The organism is Roseibium sp. AWQ4_254, assembly GCF_056161025.1.
This window is the reverse complement of the sequence record NZ_JBSWYH010000051.1, coordinates 1-19,023: the sequence shown is the minus strand read 5'-3', so window position 1 is coordinate 19,023 and position 19,023 is coordinate 1. Positions and strand designations below refer to the sequence as shown.

The 19,023-nt window shown below is 58.9% G+C and carries 15 protein-coding genes; 1 reads left to right on the top strand and 14 read right to left on the bottom strand.

Translation table 11 applies throughout. The features are described from left to right. Positions 1-1,114: 1,114 nt before the first annotated feature. The 5 genes from ACXAIC_RS23750 to ACXAIC_RS23730 form a co-directional block, all read right to left on the bottom strand. Positions 1,115-1,756, bottom strand: a complete 642-nt coding sequence (locus ACXAIC_RS23750) for an NAD(P)-dependent oxidoreductase (protein ID WP_475186668.1) — start codon at positions 1,754-1,756, stop codon at positions 1,115-1,117. A gap of 31 nt (positions 1,757-1,787) precedes the next feature. Continuing rightward, the gene (locus tag ACXAIC_RS23745; protein ID WP_475186666.1) at positions 1,788-3,452 is read right to left on the bottom strand and encodes a long-chain-fatty-acid--CoA ligase; all 1,665 of its coding nucleotides are present in this window, start codon (positions 3,450-3,452) and stop codon (positions 1,788-1,790) included. A 67-nt stretch (positions 3,453-3,519) separates the two neighbouring features. Then, positions 3,520-5,055 (bottom strand): DUF2306 domain-containing protein, encoded by a 1,536-nt coding sequence (locus tag ACXAIC_RS23740; RefSeq protein ID WP_475186664.1) that lies wholly within the window; start codon positions 5,053-5,055, stop codon positions 3,520-3,522. Positions 5,056-5,124: 69 nt separating this feature from the next. Beyond that, on the bottom strand, positions 5,125-5,937 hold the full coding sequence (locus ACXAIC_RS23735) for a SphA family protein (protein ID WP_475186672.1): 813 nt from the start codon (positions 5,935-5,937) through the stop codon (positions 5,125-5,127). Positions 5,938-6,162: 225 nt separating this feature from the next. Next, on the bottom strand, positions 6,163-7,569 hold the full coding sequence (locus tag ACXAIC_RS23730; RefSeq protein WP_475186660.1) for an aldehyde dehydrogenase family protein: 1,407 nt from the start codon (positions 7,567-7,569) through the stop codon (positions 6,163-6,165). 247 nt (positions 7,570-7,816) lie between these two features. Here ACXAIC_RS23730 and ACXAIC_RS23725 point away from each other — a divergent pair, with 247 nt between their 5' ends. After that, positions 7,817-8,353, top strand: coding sequence for a MarR family winged helix-turn-helix transcriptional regulator (locus ACXAIC_RS23725; protein WP_475186653.1), 537 nt, complete (start codon positions 7,817-7,819; stop codon positions 8,351-8,353). Positions 8,354-8,707: 354 nt separating this feature from the next. Here ACXAIC_RS23725 and ACXAIC_RS23720 read toward each other — a convergent pair whose 3' ends face one another. The 9 genes from ACXAIC_RS23720 to ACXAIC_RS23680 all read right to left on the bottom strand — a co-directional run bounded on the left by ACXAIC_RS23720 (position 8,708) and on the right by ACXAIC_RS23680 (position 18,616). Beyond that, complete coding sequence (locus ACXAIC_RS23720; protein ID WP_475186649.1) at positions 8,708-9,661, bottom strand: MFS transporter; 954 nt, start codon at positions 9,659-9,661, stop codon at positions 8,708-8,710. Continuing rightward, entirely contained in the window at positions 9,662-9,898 is a 237-nt protein-coding gene (locus ACXAIC_RS23715; protein ID WP_475186646.1) for a hypothetical protein, read from the bottom strand. A gap of 398 nt (positions 9,899-10,296) precedes the next feature. Then, positions 10,297-11,472: an acetyl-CoA C-acyltransferase gene (locus ACXAIC_RS23710; RefSeq protein ID WP_475186643.1), complete on the bottom strand. Its 1,176-nt coding sequence runs from the start codon at positions 11,470-11,472 to the stop codon at positions 10,297-10,299. Further along, the gene (locus ACXAIC_RS23705; protein ID WP_475186639.1) at positions 11,469-13,568 is read right to left on the bottom strand and encodes a 3-hydroxyacyl-CoA dehydrogenase NAD-binding domain-containing protein; all 2,100 of its coding nucleotides are present in this window, start codon (positions 13,566-13,568) and stop codon (positions 11,469-11,471) included. Before ACXAIC_RS23705 ends, ACXAIC_RS23710 begins: the two co-directional genes overlap by 4 nt. Positions 13,569-13,739: 171 nt before the next feature. Then, a complete protein-coding gene (locus ACXAIC_RS23700; protein ID WP_475186633.1) occupies positions 13,740-15,545 on the bottom strand; it encodes a flavin-containing monooxygenase in 1,806 nt (601 codons plus the stop codon). A 27-nt stretch (positions 15,546-15,572) separates the two neighbouring features. After that, entirely contained in the window at positions 15,573-16,724 is a 1,152-nt protein-coding gene (locus ACXAIC_RS23695) for a serine hydrolase domain-containing protein (RefSeq protein ID WP_475186628.1), read from the bottom strand. A gap of 9 nt (positions 16,725-16,733) precedes the next feature. Next, positions 16,734-17,564: an SDR family NAD(P)-dependent oxidoreductase gene (locus tag ACXAIC_RS23690; RefSeq protein WP_475186626.1), complete on the bottom strand. Its 831-nt coding sequence runs from the start codon at positions 17,562-17,564 to the stop codon at positions 16,734-16,736. A 21-nt stretch (positions 17,565-17,585) separates the two neighbouring features. Beyond that, positions 17,586-18,428 (bottom strand): SDR family NAD(P)-dependent oxidoreductase, encoded by an 843-nt coding sequence (locus ACXAIC_RS23685; protein WP_475186622.1) that lies wholly within the window; start codon positions 18,426-18,428, stop codon positions 17,586-17,588. Further along, positions 18,413-18,616, bottom strand: coding sequence for an aldehyde dehydrogenase family protein (locus ACXAIC_RS23680; RefSeq protein ID WP_475186669.1), 204 nt, complete (start codon positions 18,614-18,616; stop codon positions 18,413-18,415). The genes ACXAIC_RS23685 and ACXAIC_RS23680 overlap by 16 nt, the downstream gene beginning before the upstream one ends. Between the last annotated feature and the right edge of the window lie 407 nt (positions 18,617-19,023).

The following is a 19,023-nucleotide window of genomic DNA, read 5'->3' as shown; positions in this document are numbered from 1 at the left end:
CCAGCTCCGCCGCTTTCTTCGCTTACTCATTAAGGGCCCTTAAATGTCCATTTAATTAAGCGGACACTTAACGCACCAAATCGAAAAGCGGGAGGTGGGGTTCAGCGGACGCTCACGGTGATACTTCATCCTTCACATAATTGATCCGCGTCAGCAGCTGCTCATGACTGGATCTCATCGTTTTGAAATCCTCGGCGCTGATCACTTTGTCCCTCGCGTTTCAACGACCGGTACGACAGACGCTTCATTAGGATGCGGGATAGATCGGTGAGGTCTGTCGGTCTCCCCAAAACAGCATCGTAATGTGCACGCCAGTTGGGGTTAACAGCCAGGAAACTGAAAGAGCGGCGAATAAACGAAATCATCTGAAGAAATGTGACAACGAGCGGCTGATTGGCTGCCCACGGCTATCAACTCTCCGTGGCGGAAGAGAATTTCGGCAAGCTTAGAGATCGTTCAAGACAATTGCATGAGCAATTCAGCCGTTTCTGGCATACTCTGCAAACTTAATGACCGCTTTCGCTGGAAAAATGTTGGGAGCCTTTCGCTAGCCGACGAAGGCTCTGTCCGCACAGCTGTCGTATGTTCATTCTGCAGCAAACGACCGCTCTCCGCCCATCCTGTGAATTTGCTGCGCCTTAAATGAATGTCCGCTCTCGGGGGCAACTTTCAATGCGGCGCTTGACCGAAATTGCGGCGCTTTGCTGTCGTTCATTCATTGTGCAGCGAAAGTCGAGTTTGAGCCCAAGTTGGACCTTCGGTGCTTTGCACTCAACGACTCTTTAGGGCGGGAACCGGACTTTCGCTGCGGGTGCGAACCGGCAGAGCAGCTTCGGCAGAGCAGACATCCAGTTGCCATTCGCTCACCAACAATCAGTCTCCTATTCAGCGGGTGCGAACCGGTGAAAGACCTCTTCAGGAAAGCGGACACTCACTGCGGTTTGTTTTGATGATCCCTGCGCGATAAAAGCAGACTTTGGCGAAGATTAACAATGCCTAAAGTTGTTGTCGGACGTAGGATTAAGGTGCTTTTGCAAACAGTGCGCGTTGGTCAATTCGACCTTGGCGAACAAGATACAAGTCGGTGGAGACTAGACGGGGGAAATCGATGTCCTCAAACCTCCGAGATGACCGGCGTGCCGTGTAGATGAAGCGCTTCTTCGGCACAGTCCAGCATAAAGCCCGCGACAGTGCTGCGGCGGATCATCATGCCGTGTTTTGGTTGTTTGGCTGTGCCGACAACCAGTGATTTGTCTTTGGTCCCATTGGAAAGGCCCGTCGGGCGCACCAAGGTCCAATCCAGATCGGATGCGCGGAAGGCCTCTTCGGCAGAGTTGTGATCGGCAAAGGCGACACCAAGGTTCGTGCGCTTGATCAGCAATCGCATGATCCAAGGCGTGTCGGCAATGCTGTTGCCAACACCGATGGAAGAGAGAAAGACGACCCGTTTGACGCCTGAGGCGATGATGTTCATGGCGGCTTGGGTCAGGATTTTCTCATCCGTCAGCGGCTTGGCCCAGGGTGCGTCGGACGTCCGAGGGTTGTTCAAGGCACATAGAATGGCACCACAGCCCTGCGCCGCAGCCTTGACGTCATTGGCTTGCGTCGGAGTGCCCTGAATAACCGTCAGGCCATCCCGCGCGGGAAGGCTGCTGGCGTTGCGCACAAGGCCGATCATGTGATGGCCGCGCGCCAATCCCTGCTCAACAATATGCGTGCCGGTGCGTCCATTCGCGCCGAGAACAAGAAGCTTCATCTGGTGTCCTTTGTATCGTGGTGGTGTGCGATCAGGCTGGCAAAGCGCGCCTGTCTTCCTGATCCTGAAGCGTCCGCCAGAGGACTTTGCCAGCGCCGGATTTGGGCAGGCTTTCGACAATTTCCAGTACGCGGGGCACCTTAAAGGCCGCCATGTGGGACTGCGCCCATTTGGCAAGCTCATCCGCCGCAAGCGTCATGCCTGGCCGCAGGACCGCGACCGCTTTGACCGTCTCGCCCCGGTAGTCATCCTTGGCGCTGATCACGCACACCTCGGCAATGGCGGGGTGGTGGTAGAGGCGCGCCTCAACTTCGGTTGGCCAGACCTTGTAGCCCGAAACGTTGATCATGCGTTTGAGCCGGTCCACGATATAAATGTTGCCCGCCGCATCCAAGCGCGCCAGATCACCGGTTCTGAGGAAACGCTGGCCTTCCAAGTCGATGAAGGTTTCGGCGTCTGCCTCTTCGTTGTTCCAATACGACAGCATGATCTGCGGCCCGCTGACGACCACTTCGCCGAGATCACCAAGGGTGACCGGTTTTTGCGTGTCAGGGTCCAGCAGATGCACTTCTGTGTTCATCGTTGGAATGCCGACACAGCCAGCTTGGGGGGCATGGGGGGGATTGTTCGAGATCGGCCCCATGGTTTCGGACATTCCGTAGACTTCGACAAATTCGAGGCCCGTCAAATCCTGAAGCCGCGCGGCGATGGCTTCGGGCATGGCGCTGCCGCCGCCGAAAATGAGACGCATGCTTTGAAGGTCACGTGCCTCAAGACCTTCTGTGTTCAGCAGGTCGATAACGGCTGTTGGCACAGTGCTCCAGGTGGTGACTTTGTGCTGGGCAATCAGGCGTGCCGCGGCTTTGCGGTCCCACCGAGACAGGATGACCACGGTCGCGGCCGTGGAAATCGAGACGTTCATGCCACCTTGCATGCCGACAATATGGAACATGGGCGTGACGCCCAGATGGACCTCGCTGCCGTCATGGCCGAACCATGCGGCGATACAATCCACCCCGTGCAGGCACGTGCGGTGCGTATGAACACAGCCTTTGCCGCGCCCGGTTGAGCCTGACGTGTAGGGCAAAATGCAAACGTCATCCGGTGTCAGCTTGGGTGGATCGAAGGGCAAATCGGCGGCCATGGCATCTGCCCAAGCCACAACGCCCTTAAGCGGCGCGGCGCGAGGCGCTGCGACGGTGTCAGGCAATGCGACAGTGCATGTCGGGGGCAGTTCTGATGCGTAATGGGCACAGATCACATGCTCCAACACGCCCGCGGCCATCAATGGCTGAAGTTGACCTATGACATCTTGCGCGGTCAGCATCGTGCGGATGCCGGCGTCCTCGCATACATAAGCAACTTCATCGCTGCGATACATCGGGTTCATCGGCACAACAACGCCGCCCGCGCGGATCACGCCATAGAAGGCCACGACAAATTGCGGGGCGTTTTGCATGTAAAGGCCGACCCGGTCGCCTTTTGTCACGCCGCAAACGGTCTGCAGATAGGAGGCCATCCGGGTGACTTCACCGTCAAGCTCGGCATAAGTCTTTTCTGCGCCGTAATAGATCAGGGCGGTCTTTTCGGGCCAATCTGCCGCCGCCTTGCGCAAGTTGCCGTCCAGCGTGCGCGTGATGGGCGGCAAATGTGTTGGCGCTCCGGGTGGCCAATGGTCGTATGTTCTGTGTGACATGCGCTCCCTCCAAAATAATGCGCGGCGGCCGGCCCATCGGGCCAGACCGCATGCTGTCTGACCCGCTCTAGCGAATTACGCGCGACAGTGTCTCACGGCTGATCATCAGGCCGACATAGCCGTTGAATGTCGGCACAAGGACGGCAGCCCCGGCGCCGAGGATATAACCGTGGCCTCGGTCGATGTAGTATTGCGGGATCACATCCAACGCGTACCAGAGCGCATGGCCCCAAAGCAGGATCGCGGGCGCGAAGGCAAAGTTCACCGCAAAGACCATCACCTCGCGCCAGAGGTTCGCCTTGCCCCGGCGATCGAAGTAGATAGCCAGTAGGGTGAAGCCCAAGAGCGACACGCCCGAGACCAGGTAGAACCCACCGCCCGAGGTGACGGCCATACTCGGTTCACCCAATTGGACGCCCCAGACCATCTGCTGCAGCCCTGCCAAAAACCCGCTGACATAGAAGACCATGCGCAGGGTCCGGGCGTGCTCATTTCGGATCATCAGCCAGATGCCGGATAGGATAGCCGCAGAAATCGCGACGCCGAAGCCCGCCGTTTGCAGCGACTTGCCAGCATAAAGCGCGGCGTCTGCCGCAAGGGTGGTCGCAGGCACGATGCCGCTGATGACCGTCCAGTTGCCCAGACCCGGCCAGACGACATACATCGACACGGTGCTGAGCACCACCGCCGCCGCGACAAGGCTCAGGGCCACTTTCAGGCCCACGGGCTGCGGCGCGAAGTGCACCGGCGTGCTGCGCAGAGGCGACGCCGCGCGGTTCCACGCGAACAGCACATAGCCGATCAAGAGGCACTGCCAGAAGGTCAGGATGTTGACGAGGTTGTTCACCTCGCCCTGCGTCAGATGCGGATAGATCGCCCCAAACACGGCCCAGTCATAGCGCTGGATCGGCGCGTTGAGAAACGACACGAAGGTAAAAAGTTGAAACCCGAGGTGCAGCGCGAAGTTGCGTTTGATGATGAAGTAGATCGCCAAAACCTGCGCGATGATCGTGCTGAGCGCGAGGAACCACAGCTGGATGTGAAACGCGTAGCCTTGATAGGTGTTCTCAACGCCTGCATTCACCATGTGATAGATCGCGGCGAAACTCATCGTGAAGAGGCTCACGATATAAAGCCCGCCAATCACCCGATGCGCCTTGCGGTGTTTCTTGCGAAAAGACGGCGTGAATTGAAAGATGCCGAGGATCAGCAGCGCGCCTCCAAGCACTATATGCAGGCTCAGAACCGATTTCTCGATCGGCTCCATCGCAGTGTAATACTTGATCTGGTCGGAATTGCCGTTGCTGCCGAACCCGAAATAGGTGCCTGTCACCATCGCGGTGAGGTTATTCCAAAGCGGATAGGCCTCCAGCGCCTCCTCGGCGACCTCAGCATAAGGAACGCCCTGATTGCCAGCGGCTTCCACATCATCAAATATCTGGAAATGCGCCGGGTCGTAGTTTTGCGGCAGCAATTTATAGCCTGAATCCCAAACCAAGAAGCTGTAGAACACCAAAAGCAGGCTGAACGCGCCCCAGAGAAGGGTCTTCCTGGACAAGCTGCGCTTGGCTTTGAGAGGAGGATCAATCGTTCGCACCGTCATGTCATCGCTCCCTTGCGAGATGTGAAATCCAGGCAGCGTGCAGGCCACGCTGCCCGACATGTGTGGGCGTTACTGGCCGAAGCGCTTTATGGGGATGATAGCGTTCAGCCAAAAGCGATCGCCGCCGCCGGAATTCCGCGCGCTCAGGTCTTTGCTGTACATGGCGTTGAAATTCATTGGACCGACTTGTTTGGACACCGAAAGACCAAGGCCGCTCTGTGACGCATCGCCTGCCAAAAGTCCGCCATAGGCCCCGTCGGGGTTCTCATCGCTGGTGACTTGCTCACGCAGATATCCGACCGCGCCAAAGCTCCAGCCATTGCCGACGTCTTTCATGACCGTCAGGTTCAGATTGACCTCATCGCCGGATTTGTACCCGTTGTCCTCGTTCTCGAAGTTGGAAAAGTAGATCAGATGCGCTGACGCATTCCAGCCATCGCGCAGATAGCTGACCCCGACGCTGGGCGAAATGGACCAGAAGTTCTGGCCGGGGTTCACAAGGCGCGTTGCATCCCAGTCGCCGGGCGTGAAGACGCTGAGGCCAGCACTGACAAAAATCCCCGGAGCGGTTTGCCATGAGACATCAATCGGCCGAATTTCGATGCTGCCCCATCCAGAACTGGATCCGTTGGCCGGTCCAAACGGGGTGGGGACATTTTCGCCCTCAATCTCAATGAACGGAAAGGACAAAAATGCGCGATACTGCCCGCCAAGCACTTCGTTTCCGGGAACAATTGCAAATTGCAGCACAGTGTCCCGGATCGTGATGTCTGTAGATGTCTCGTCTCCGTTGTCATCGAAGTCTGTTAGAAAAGACAGTCCGGATCGGCTGCTGAACGTGATGCCTGTGGCGGGGGCGGGGGCAGCGATTGGAACGCCCATTGAGGCCCCGGGCGGGATTGTCGGCAAGACCCCGGGCTCCCGGGCTGCCGCCGCGCCGGTCATAAGCATCAGTGCAAGCAGGCTTGCCGCGGCTTGCGCACGTCTTGATTTTGGTGTGTGTCTCATTGCTGTTCCTCCCGATTAAGCCCACGCGCAGCCTTGGAAGCAGGTCCTCCTCACCTGTCCCCCAAAGCGCAAAAGCGCGTGAGCGTTGGTTTTTTTTCGTTACTGGTGAATGACTTGAATGTCGGTGTTTTCCATCAGGCCCTCGTCGCCGAACTCGACGCCCAGACCGGATTTCTTTACGCCGCCAAAGGGCGCATTCGGCTGCAATGCGCCATGCTTGTTGATCCAAACGGTGCCACACTCCATGCGCAGCGCCAGCGATTTGGCTTTGTCCATGTCATTGGTCCAGATTGAACCGCCAAGGCCTGCATCGGTCGCATTCGCACGCTCTAGCGCGTCTTCGACATCGCGGTAGCGCAGGAGCGGGACAGCGGGGCCGAATTGCTCTTCGGTCACGAGCGGGTGCTGGTCATCGAGATCAGAGATGATCGTAATGTCGTGGAACTGGCCTTCGCCGGTTTCGCCGCCCAGCAGGACGGTGCCATCCTTGGCACCTGCCTGAACGAGGCGGGCGACTTTTTCGTGTTGGAACGGTGTGGTCAGCGGACCCATCACGACACCGTCGTCAAGGCCGTTGCCCATTTGCATATTTTTGGCAAACGCCACCAACTCTTGCGCGACCGCGTCATGCACGTCCTCATGCACATACATCCGCTTCATCGCGGCACAGGTCTGGCCCGTGTTGATGAAAGCGCCCCAATAGAGCCCTTCCGCAATCGCCTTGGGATCAACATCCGGCAGAATGATGCCTGCATCATTGCCGCCCAGTTCTAGCGTCAGACGCTTCATCGTGGCGGCCGCGGATTGCATCACTTTTTCGCCCGTCGCGGTAGACCCGGTAAAGACAATCTTGCGAATATCCGGGTGGGCGGACATCGCCGCACCGATATTGGTGCTTTGATCGTCAGAGGTGACGATATTTAGCACGCCTGCTGGCAGGATTTCGTTCATGATCTGCACCGCGAGCATCGTCGAGAGCGGCGTGAAAGGCGACGGTTTGATCACCACCGTATTGCCCGCGCGCAAAGCGGGCATGATGTGCCAGATGGCAATGATTAGCGGCCAGTTCCACGGCGTGATCGAGCCGACAACGCCAAGCGATTTGCGGTGCAGCTCGACCCGGCCTTCGTCATTGTCCTGCAAGACTTTGACCGGCATTTCGAGGCTCGCCGTATACCCGGCCCAGCCGACCGCGCCCCCCAGTTCGAAATGAGAGCCCAGACCGGCCAGCGGTTTGCCGTTTTCCTGCGTAAGCAATTCGGCCAATTCACCTTTGCGCGCATCCAGCGCCGCAGCGAGTGCGCCGATGGCTTTCTGACGCTCCGCATCGGGCAGAGCTGACCACGCAGGATATGCCGCCTTCGCTGCGCTGACGGCCTGATCCAGATCATCACTAGTTGCATTTGCTACCGTGCCAACTACCGCGCCCGTGGCGGGATTCAAAACGGCAAAAGCATCCTGTCCGGCGACCTGACGGCCGCCGATTGTCATGCCAAAGTCCAGCATACTATCCTCCGATTTTGCTGGTACCGCCTTTCCCAAATGGGGTTAAAGAGAATCGCCTCCTCGACGATCCGCAACTACCTTTCTGAAAACGCGACCATTTTCCTCCATTTTCGCTCGCGAACATCGCCAACACGAAATACGTTATACAACTTTAATTGCGCACGCAACATTAAGTTGCGCGCGCAACTATATAGGCTAGGTGAGAGACTCTCTTGGCTTGCCTAGTGAACTACAATAAATTGATGACATGACAGCGCCCAAACATCCCACGACGTATCAAGCTATGTTTCTGGTTGACGTCGAAGACCCGGACACGGGTGAAACATTTCAAACATTCAGCATATCGCGTACGCCCGCGATGCTTCTCTCGTTTGTTGCCAATAAATTTACCGAGAACGCTTCGGCCTACTTCAAGGACAAGTTTGACATCGGCACTGTGGATTGGCGGATGTTGTTTTTGCTCGCACGGATGCCCGGCGTCACAGCAGCCGAAGCCGCCAAAACAATCGGCGTTGACAAGGGAACGGTCAGCCGCAGCGTGGCACGCCTTAGAAAAACTGAGTTGATCGTCGCTGGAGAATTGCATGTAAACGGGCGCAGCCGCGGCTTGTCCCTTAGCCCGGCGGGGCGGGTGATACATGATCAAATTTTGGCAGAGGCTATCAGTCATCAAAGCCACCTGCTCAAAGGCTTTTCAGTCGAAGAAATCAGCACGTTTTGCGATATGCTGACCCGTTTTGCGCAAAACCTGGAAGACCTTAGAGCGGACGATCTCGCATCCTGAGCCAAAACGTCCAACCTGCCATCGGCACGATCCCAAACCGTCGAAACAAGGCTATCTGCGACAAGGATGAAACCATCGCCCAACGAGCTTCTACTTTTCGCGATTGCTGTTTTTCGACACAGGCTCAACGCTGGGGAGTGGGCAGTCTGTTGAGGCCGCACCGCGACAACGCTGACCGCCCTGACTGTTTCTCATAGGCCGTCCTGTCAAATTCAAACGTTCATAAACCAGTATAATGCGTCCAGCTTCGTGATCCGGACAAAGTCGCTGTCCGGATCAAGGCTGTCGGTCTCGACCTAGATCGACTTCATTGGTTTGGAGCGTGCCATTGGAGGCCTCCTCTCAATGTCTACTTTAGGCGGCTGTGCGCGATTTCAAAGCAAACCCCAAAACCCCGACAATGGCTGCAAAGATCGCGATGACGATCAGGGCGTTGGTCAATCCGCCCACCATACCAGCGACAGCCAGAACAATGAGCGGGATCAGGAAGTTGCCCAGAAAGTAGAAGGAATTGAACCGGCCTGTACCGCGCCCGCGCAGCTCAAACGGCAGGTGCATCATGATCTGCGTCACGATGCAGGGCAGCAAAAAGCCCGCCGCCAGACCGGACAAAACCGCGCCCACCAGCGTCACCGGGATCGACCCTGCAATCACGAACAGCGCGGTGCCCAAGGCAACCGCAAAAAGCCCGCCAATCAGGTTGGCCTTGAAGGAAGCATTGGCCCGCAGCCGGAAGCAGAGCGAGCCCGCGAAGATCGCAATCGAGTTCGACATCCCCATGAGTGCGATGGTCTGCGGCGAGGTTACGCCCAGATCGTTCAGCACGAATGGCATTTGCACAGGCACGATCAGGATCATGATCGCCACAACGAAAGCAAACCCATAAAGGCCAATCACAGCGCGCCACGGGAAAGCGCCGGCTGGGGCTTCTTGAACATTTTTCTTCGGCTCATGCAGCAAAAATAGGGCCAGAGGCACGCCAAGCAGGAAGATACCATAGGCGAAGAAGGGGATGTTCCAGCCCATCTCGCCCAGAACCCCGCCAAGCCCGATAAAGAAGATGCCGGACAGTGAGACGAAAACCGTCTGCAGGATCAGCCATTTCTGACGCTCCTTGCCTGCGAAATAGTCGCCGATCAGCGTTGTGGCCGTTGTCATGACGGCGGCCTCGAAAATGCCCAGCACGATCCGCGACAGCAGCAGCTGGTCCAGCGTGATCTCGGACATCAGCGCGGGCACCATGCCGACGCATCCATAGACCGTCAGACTGACCACCAGCACCAGCTTGCGCCCGAACCGGTCAAGCACCTAGCCGATGGGGCTGGCGAAAATGGCGACCATCAGGGCGGGGATCGAAAAGGCCAGCAGGACCTTTTGTTCGGCGGCCGGGTCGAATTGCGAAAAATGCCCTACAATTGTCGGAAGAACCGGGGCCAAAAGCGCAACGGCCGCGACCGTCACAAGCGACAGGAGCCCCAATAAAATCCCCTGCGGCGCGCCGGGGTTTCTGGCAACTGCCTCTACATTCGTACCAAGTGTCGTCATATCATCCTCCCAAGATAGTCAAGACGTCGTTGTTTTTTTCGGTTAAGATCTTCTTTGGTGATCCCCAAACTGTGGAATTGGCAGCCAACACTGGGTTGGATATTGATGCCGGCCCCGAGTGGGTTCATTCCTCGCGTAGCCCTCCTGCCCCGTCGAAAGGGCCTCGCCACCCGCCAGTTTTTGAACCCAACGTGCCTTTTGCTCATCCGTCTCAAATTGCCTCAGTGCGGCAACGGCACCAGCGACATGGCAAACAGAGAAGAAAATACCATCTGGAGGAGCTTTGAAGGGTATCATGGCCGATCCAGCAGAACAGGCAGCGTGACAGGCCAGCGGAGTCCGAGAACGACCCTCATCGACACGATTGGCGCTGGCTCCGGCGGTCATGTCCTGTCTCCTCAGACGATCTCAAACAGGGCGGCGGCGCCTTGGCCGCCGCCGATGCACATGGTGACGACGGCGTATTTTGCGCCGCGGCGTTTGCCTTCGATCAGGGCGTGGCCGGTCATGCGAGCGCCTGAGACGCCGTAGGGGTGGCCCACCGCGATTGCGCCGCCGTTGACGTTCATTTTCTCGTCCGGAATGCCAAGCTCGTCGCGGCAGTAGAGGACCTGTACGGCGAAGGCCTCGTTTAACTCCCACAGGTCGATGTCATCGACGGTGAGGCCTGCGTTTTTCAAAAGCTTCGGCACGGCGAACACCGGGCCAATCCCCATCTCGTCCGGCTCGCAGCCCGCCACGGCAAAGCCGCGATAGATCCCCATCGGGGTTGCACCGATCTGAGCCGCTTTCTTGTCCGACATCATCACGCAGGCCGAGGCCCCGTCCGAGAACTGGCTGGCATTGCCTGCAGCAATGGACCCGCCGGGAAAGACCGAGCGGATGCCTTTGATGCCTTCCAGCGTGCTGTCCGGGCGGATGCCCTCATCGGCGGTCACGGTGACCTCACGCGTGAAGATGCCGTTTTTTATATCGGCCATGGCCATGGGCACGGTGATCGGCACGATCTCATCGTCGAACTTGCCCGCCTTGGCCGCGGCGGCGGCGCGCTGCTGGCTCGCCAGCCCATACTCGTCCATCCGGTCCCGGTCGATGCTGTAGCGCTTGGCCACCTGTTCGGCGGTCTGCACCATGTTCCAGTACATCTCTGGCTTGTTAACCTGCAGCCAGCCTTCTTCCAGCATATGCGTGTTCATCTCGTTCTGAACGCAAGAGATGCTTTCAACCCCACCTGCCACGAGCACGTCACTTTCGCCGTTGCGGATGGCGTTGCCGGCGGTGGCAATGGCTTGCAGGCCGGAGGAACAGAACCGGTTGATGGTCATGCCAGCAGCGCTAACCGGCAGGCCCGCGCGAATGCCCGCTTGCCGCGCGATGTTGAACCCTGTCGCGCCTTCGGGGTTCGCACAGCCGAGGATCACGTCCTCGACATCGCCGCCGTCTACGCCAGCGCGCCGAGCGGCCTCTGCAATGACATGTCCGCCCAAGGTCGCCCCATGGGTCATGTTGAACGCGCCCTTCCAGGACTTTGCCAGCCCGGTCCGCGCGGTTGAGACGATAACGGCGTCGGTCATGCGGCCACCTCATATTTGGAGATTTTCTCGCCTGTCTCGGCGAGCTTGCTGAGCAGCGGATGCGGATTGAACACGCTCGGATCGCCATGGGAATTGGCGGCGTAACGCTTCATCTCGCGGATCATGGTCGCCAGCCCGAACTGATCGCCAAAGAACAGCGGCCCGCCCCGGAAACGCGGAAAGCCAAAGCCGGACAGATAGGCCATATCGATATCCGAACCGCGCAGGGCGATGCCTTCGTCCAAGATCGCCGCAGCCTCATTGATCAGCGGGAAGATGCAGCGCTGCACGATTTCCTCGTCGCTGATCTTGCGGCGCGTGACACCCAGATCGCTTGAGACCCCTTCGATCAGGTCTTGGAGCTCGGGGTTTGGGACCGGTTTGCGTGACTTGGTCGAATAATCATACCAGCCCATCCCAGACTTCTGGCCGAACCAGCCCTTTTCGCACAAGGCATCAGGAATACGCGGCATGATCCGATTGGGGCTCGTTTTGCGACGCTCCTGACGAGCGTGCCACGGAATATCGTTGCCGACCAAGTCATTCATCCGGAAGGGGCCCATGGCCATGCCCCATTTCTCAAGCGCCTTGTCGATCTGGGCGGGCGTTGCACCTTCTTCGACAAGGAACATGGCCTGATTGACGTATTCTTCGATCATCCGATTGGCGATGAAACCATCGCAGACGCCCGCGACCACGGGGACTTTGCGCAGCCGTTTGGCAAGGGCGAGTGCGGTGGCAAGCACCTCATCGGAGGTCTCAGCGCCGCGCACAATCTCCAGCAGTTTCATGATGTTGGCGGGGCTGAAGAAATGCAGGCCCAGCACGTCGCCGGGGCGTTTGGTGACAGAGGCGATCTCATCAACGTTCAGCGTTGAGGTGTTGGTCGCCAGCACCGCGCCCGGTTTCAGAACGCCATCGAGCGTTTCAAAGACAGCCTTCTTGACCGCCATCTTTTCGACCACCGCTTCGATCACCAAATCACAACCGGCAATCTCAGAATACTCCGAAGCGGTCGTCAGCGCGGCCAGATGCGCGTCGCGCTTCTCAGCCGTCAAGCGGCCCTTATCGACGCGCCGGTCCCAGGTCTTCGCACAATGGGCGACACCGCGGTCCAGCGCCTCTGCGTTCAGGTCCAGCAGCTGCACCTTGATCCCGGCCTCGACCAGCGCAATGGCGATGCCCGCGCCCATGGTGCCCGCGCCGATCACGGCGGCGGTCTTCACGTCTCGGGCCGCTTTTGGGTCAACGCCCGGTACGTTTGTGACTTTCCGTCCAGACAGGAAGGCATAGCGGAACGGCGCGCTTTCGTCTGCACCTGTGAGCCTGTGAAACGCCTTGAATTCGTTCCGAAGAGCCTGTTCGACGGGCGTCGTAAATATTTCTTCCACCGCATCAATGATGGGCATCAGCCCGGGTGCGCGGCGCGGGTCGTTTTGGGCCGCACCGCGTGCAAACTGCAGATAGCCGGCGTAATTGGGATGAGAGACGGAGCGCTCCGACAAAAGCGGCATAGGGCGCTGATCGGCAACCTCACGCGCGAAGGCCACAGCGTCTTCCAGCAGATCGCCCTCGGCAATTCTGTCCACCAGCCCCTCTGGCGCTTTGGCCGCCGGGAACACCTTGCCCGAGAGCATCAGGTTCAACCCCGTCTCTAACCCAACCGCGCGCGGCAACCGCTGCGTGCCACCCGCACCAGGCATCAAGCCGATAGTGACCTCTGGCAGACCAAGCAGCGTCTTGGGGGCCGCGATTCGGTAATGGCATGCCATCGCCAGCTCCAGCCCGCCGCCCAAGGCAGAGCCATCCATCGCGGCAATCACAGGCACCGACAGCGCCTCAATCGCGTCCAGCACAGTATCGTGCAGGCTCGGCTCGGCGAAGGGTGTCGGACCATCCAAATCGTTTACATCGGCCCCTGCAGAAAAGGCACGATCATTACCGATCAAGATCACAGCCTTGCAGGTTTGGTCCTCAGCAGCCGCGTCAAGTTCCCGCACGAGCGCCTTGCGCAGCGGGGCGGCGACGCAGTTCAGCTTGCCATCATCCATGACAATGATGCGCAGGTCGTCCCGGACGGTCGTCGTGACTGGCATAATGCCTCCTCCTCAATATTCTTGACTATGTTTGAGCGGTCGCTTGACGGTTTTCAGTCAACTTGAACGACCGCTGACAGATGGCGGACACACATGTATCCGCCATCCGAAGAGAACCAGAGCAGCGCAAGTTTTGCTCTGTCGGGCGTCCTTCGCGAACGCAAGCGGCCTCTAGGCTTCGAACATCAGTCCTTTGAACTCGCCAGAGCGTCGCCAACTCTCCATCATCTTGAAGAAAGCGCGTGGACCGTCCGGGCTGCCCTGATACGAGGCGAGCCGTTCATTGGTCTGCCCTTCATGGGATAGCAGGCCAGGCGTGCAATCGCGCAGGTCGGGAAAGGGTGGCGAATTGACGATGATGTCAGTCCAGGCCGCCTCATGCGCTGGATCGACCGCGAAATTGGCTAGATCGCTGCTCTCCATATGCTGAACGATTGTCGACATGGTCTCTGCGATGTCGCTCCAACCCGTTGGGATATTGGGCGCAAACTCGGCCCCTTGTGCGAGTTGGGCGACAAACAGGTTCGGAAAGCCAGCCACCTGCATCCCATACAAGCTGCGCACGCCATCTTTCCAATGCTCTTTGAGATCCACGCCATCAGCGCCCTTGACCTCAAATCTCAGCACCGCCTCGGCGCCTTTCCCGAACTCATAGCCCGACGCGTAGATGATGCAGTCGACTTCATGCTCAACACCGTTTGCGACGACGCCCCGTTCCGTGATCTCGGCGACGCCTTGGCCCCCGGTGTCGACCAGATGGGTGCTGGGCCTGTTGAACGCCGGCAAATAGGTGTCGTTGAACGTCGGTCGCTTACAGGCGGCCCGGTACCAAGGCTTCAGGTGCTCTGCCGTCTCCTTGTCTGTCACTACGGTGTCGATCACCGCATGCGCCCCTGCCAGCAGCTCGACCTCTGCCTTCTCAACAGACGCCATCACGGCTTCTGGGCTCATTTGATCCGGCGGAACCGACACGATGGCGTTGCGGATCGTGGTGGCGAAATGCGTGAACGCGTCGTCGAACAGAGCCTCGACGGGTCCCATACTGTAAGGCTGCCCCCACATGCCCGACCAAGTCAGAGCAAAGTTCTCATGGTAGCGCTTCTGCCAGCCGGGTGTCGCGATGGATTGGAACCAGTCGGGATCCATAGGCGCGTTGTTGCGCGGATATACCGCCGAGGGCGTGCGCTGGAAGACGAAGGTTTCTTTGGCCGAAGCGGAGACCGGGTCGACACACTGGATGGCGGTGGCGCCTGTGCCGATCACCGCGACGCGTTTATCCGCCAGCTTGCTCAGAGCAGTATCGCCCGGTGCGCCGCCGGTATAGTCATAATCCCATCTAGCGGCGTGAAAGCTTTTGCCCTCGAAGCGATCAATGCCGGGTATGCCAGGAAATTTTGGCGTCGAGAGAAAGCCCAGACCCATGCCCAGATATTTGGTGGTGAACGCGTCGCCGCGATCTGTCTTCACGCGCCAGAGGTTTTCCTTTTCGTCCCAGACCGCGCTGGTGACGCCGGTGTGAAACAACGCCTTCTCATAAAGATCAAAGTGGCGCCCGATGCGGTGGCAATGCTCTAGGATCTCGGGCTGATGCGCGAATTTCTGCGTCGGCATATGCCCGGTCTCTTCCAGAAGAGGAAGATAGATAAGCGCAGGGCTGTCACACATCAGGCCCGGGTAACGGTTCCAGTACCAGACGCCGCCGAAGTCTCCGGCGCGGTCGACGATCCGCACATCGCGCACGCCCTTTTGGGCAAGCGACGCACCGGCGAGAAGCCCCGCCCAACCGCCACCAATAAAGGTGAAGGTCACATGGTCTGTAACGGGTTCGCGCTCAGTTCGCTCGGTCCACGGATCGTGCTCCATCTCCTCGGTCGCGACGCGATACTGCGACGCGCCGTCGGCCCGCAGGCGTTTATCGCGCTCTTCGGCGAAACGTTTGCGCGCGGTTTCAATATCGATTGGGGAAAACTCGGTCATGGTGTGCTGTTCCTTTGGACTGTCCGATCAAGCCGCCGCTTCGCGGGACTGCAATTGATCGAAGAGGGTCAGATAGGCGATGCTGTTCTCACTTCCGAGAATGCCCGCGTCCATCCGGTGCATTGTGTAGGCAAAGGTGCTGACGCGCTCCGTATCGCTGACGAGCAGGCTGCCTCCGGCGCCGGCGCTGACAAAGCTGCGCCGCGGGGCGACGAACGGAATGAAACCGGCGGCGGCAAGCGGAAAGCCCAAACCCCAGGAGATCTTCTCGCCCGCCACAAGGTCGACGCCTTCCTGCTGCGGCACCAGCGCCTGTTCAATCGTCTCGCGCTTGAGCAGCCGCTTGCCGTCGATCTCGCCGCCATGGGAAAAGACCGAAAGGATCTTCGCCATCGAGCGCGCATTGCCTTGGCCATTCGCAGCGCCGACCTCTGCCGTGCGCCATGCGATGCTGTTGGCCGCCATGGGAAACGGCGCGGGGCCCATGAAAGCTTTGAAGGCGATGCTGTCGGCAGGCGGCGGCGGGGGCGGAGGGGCCGCAGACCAGGTCTCGGCCACACGCCCGATTTCGGTCAGCGGCAACCCGATGTGATAGTCCGCGCCCAACGGCTCGGCGATCTCTTCGCGAAAGAAGGTCGACAGCGAGCGCCCGGTTATTTTCTTGATCAATGCGCCGATAGGATGGCCGAAGCTCAGCACATGATAGCCGGACGCCTCGCCGGGGCGCCACCAGGGCGCTTGCGCCGCCAGGCGATCCGTCGATGCCTCAAGATCACATAGATCGATCATGTCAATCGGTTGGTCCCATCCGGCAAGACCGGAACTGTGCGACAGAAGATGGCGCACCAGAACATCCGCCTTTCCGTTGGCGGCGAACTCCGGCCAGTATTTTGCAACCGGGGCATCAACGTCAAGTTCCCCGCGATCGACAAGCATCAACGCCGCGAGCGCTGTCATACCCTTGGTAATCGACCACGTGTTTACGAGTGTGTCTTCGCGCCAGGGCCGTTTGCCCATTGGGTCGGCGCTGCCTCCCCACAGGTCGACAACGAGGTGACCTTCCTCGACGATGGCCAAGGATCCGCCGGACTCTTCGCCCGTGGAAAGTCGGCGGTCGAATTCGTGACGCAGTTCCACGTAGCGCGGATCGCAGACGCCTTGAGACAATTGTTTTGTCATGTCTTTTTCCTATTGGCTGGGGTCGAGGGGGGGCGTGACAAGGTTGGTGATCCCGGCCTCTACGGCCGAAATACCGCCATCCACCGTCAGAACAGCGCCGGTCATGAAGGACGAGTCTTCGGAGGCAAGGAACGCGATGGCGGCGGCGATCTCTTCGGCCTCGGCCCAGCGTTTGAGGGGGGAGAGCCTGACGACCTCCTTTGTCACGCGTTCGGTCGGCATGCCCAGCATGCCGCTCAGCATGTCGAAGACGCGATCGTTCATAGCGCTCTTGGTCAGACCGGGACAGATTGCATTGCAACGGATGTTTTCCGCCCCGTGGTCGATGGCGATTGATCGGTTCATCGCCAACATCCCCGCCTTGGCCGTACCGTAGGCGATTTGCTGGGGGCACCCGAGAATGCCGCCTATGGACGAGACCAGGACAATAGAGCCGCCGCCTTTGGCGCGCAGTGCAGGCAACGCCGCTTTCGTCGCGAGCAGCGCGCCGTCGAGATTGACGGAGAGCAGATCGCGCCACGCATCCATCTCAACCGCTTCGGCCCCGCCTCCAAGCGCATACCCCGCACTGACAACCAACGAGTCGAGACCGCCATGCGCGTCTATCGCCAACTGCGCCGCCCGGTTCAGCAGATCCGTGTCGCGTGCATCGCCTCCAAACGCCGTCCCGCCGGTGCGTTCAGCGACGTCGCGCGCCGCGCTTTCATTGAGATCCAGCACGATCGGGTGCCCGCCTTCAGCTGCGACCCGCGCCGCCGTCGCGGCGCCAATGCCCGATCCGCCCCCCGTGATGAGAACCGTCTGGCCGTCGAAGCGACGGCTCTTGATTTCGTTTTGCATTTTTTCCTCCCTCTCTTCTGGTTATTCGTTCAGCATTTCAGGATCGGTCGGTGCGGGAAGCGAAAGCGCGTCGAGATATTTGGCGCGTCCTTTGCTGAACATTTCGGTTTGCTCGGGATGCGTCGAGATCCAGAAATTTCCCTGTACGGCCCCGGCCAAAATGCGCTCCGCCGCTTCGTCCGCAGGCATACCGCTCTGCTCCTGATAGGCGCTCAAGAACTGCTGCTGTTCGACATCGCGGTCGGTCGCCAAGATAGAATCATCAAAGATCCGAGTGGTGACCAGAGCCGGCACGGCGACGGCGACATGGATAGGGGTAGGCTGCGCTTTCATCTCAAGATAAAGGCTCTCTGTGAAAGAGAGCACGGCGTGTTTGGTCGTGAAGTAGGGCGACAGGCCCGGCGCTGTGCTGAAGGATGCAAGAGAACAAACATTGACGATGAAAGCTTCTTTATTCGCCGCCGTCATCGCAGGGGCAAAGGCTTTTACGCCGTGGATCACGCCGTAGAGATTGACCTTGATCCCTTTGTCCCAGTCCTCGGCGCTGATGTCGCAAATTGCGCCCATGATGCTGATTCCAGCGTTATTCACCAGTAGCGTGACATCGCCGAAAGCCGATCGCGTCTTCTCGGCCAGTGTCTGCATCGACGCAAAGTCGGTGACGTCCGTCTGCACGAACAGAGCGTCGCCGCCAGCGGCTTGGATCTCTGACGCGACGCGCATGCCACGTTGTTCGGAGATCTCCGCCACAACAACCTTCATCCCGGCCTGAGCCGCCCGGTTTGCCAGCGCCTCTCCGATCCCGCTGCCAGCGCCGGTGATGACGGCCACGCCGCCTTTTAGCCGTGTTAGATCAATATCCATTCTTTCTTTCCTCCCTGTCGCGCGCGCTTCGCCATTGCGCCAACGACCTTGTGACGGTCTGCGTCCGGCAAAGCCGACTGCGCGGAATATGCCGCGTCGGCTGTGCTGACCGCCCGATCCAGATCATCTTCTGTTGCGTTCGCCACCATGCCGACAACCGCGCCAGAGGCAGGGTTCAAAACGGCAATAGTATGCTGTCCGGCAACCTGACGGCTGCCGAGTGTCCTGCCAAAATCTGGCGCAAACTCCTCCGATCGTATTGGAAACGCTGTTCAGGGCTGCGGATATTGTGAATCGGACGGTCTGCCGATCAAACCCAAGGTTCTGAAAGTGTTACCAATTTCCTCCATTTTTTTGCTCGCGAACGTCGCCAGCGAAAATGAAGATAGGAGATTAATGTTGCAAAGGCAACAATAAGTTGTCTACGCAACATAGCTGCACTATGCGAGGTACTATCCCTTGGATAGGCTTCTAAAATACAACGAAAATTGATCCAGCCTGGCCGCTAGAGCGTTTCCCGCTTACTCCGGCTCATATCCTGCGGCAGCGAAGTAGTTTCTTGCCTCTGAGGGCGTGACTGCGTCTATCGCAGACG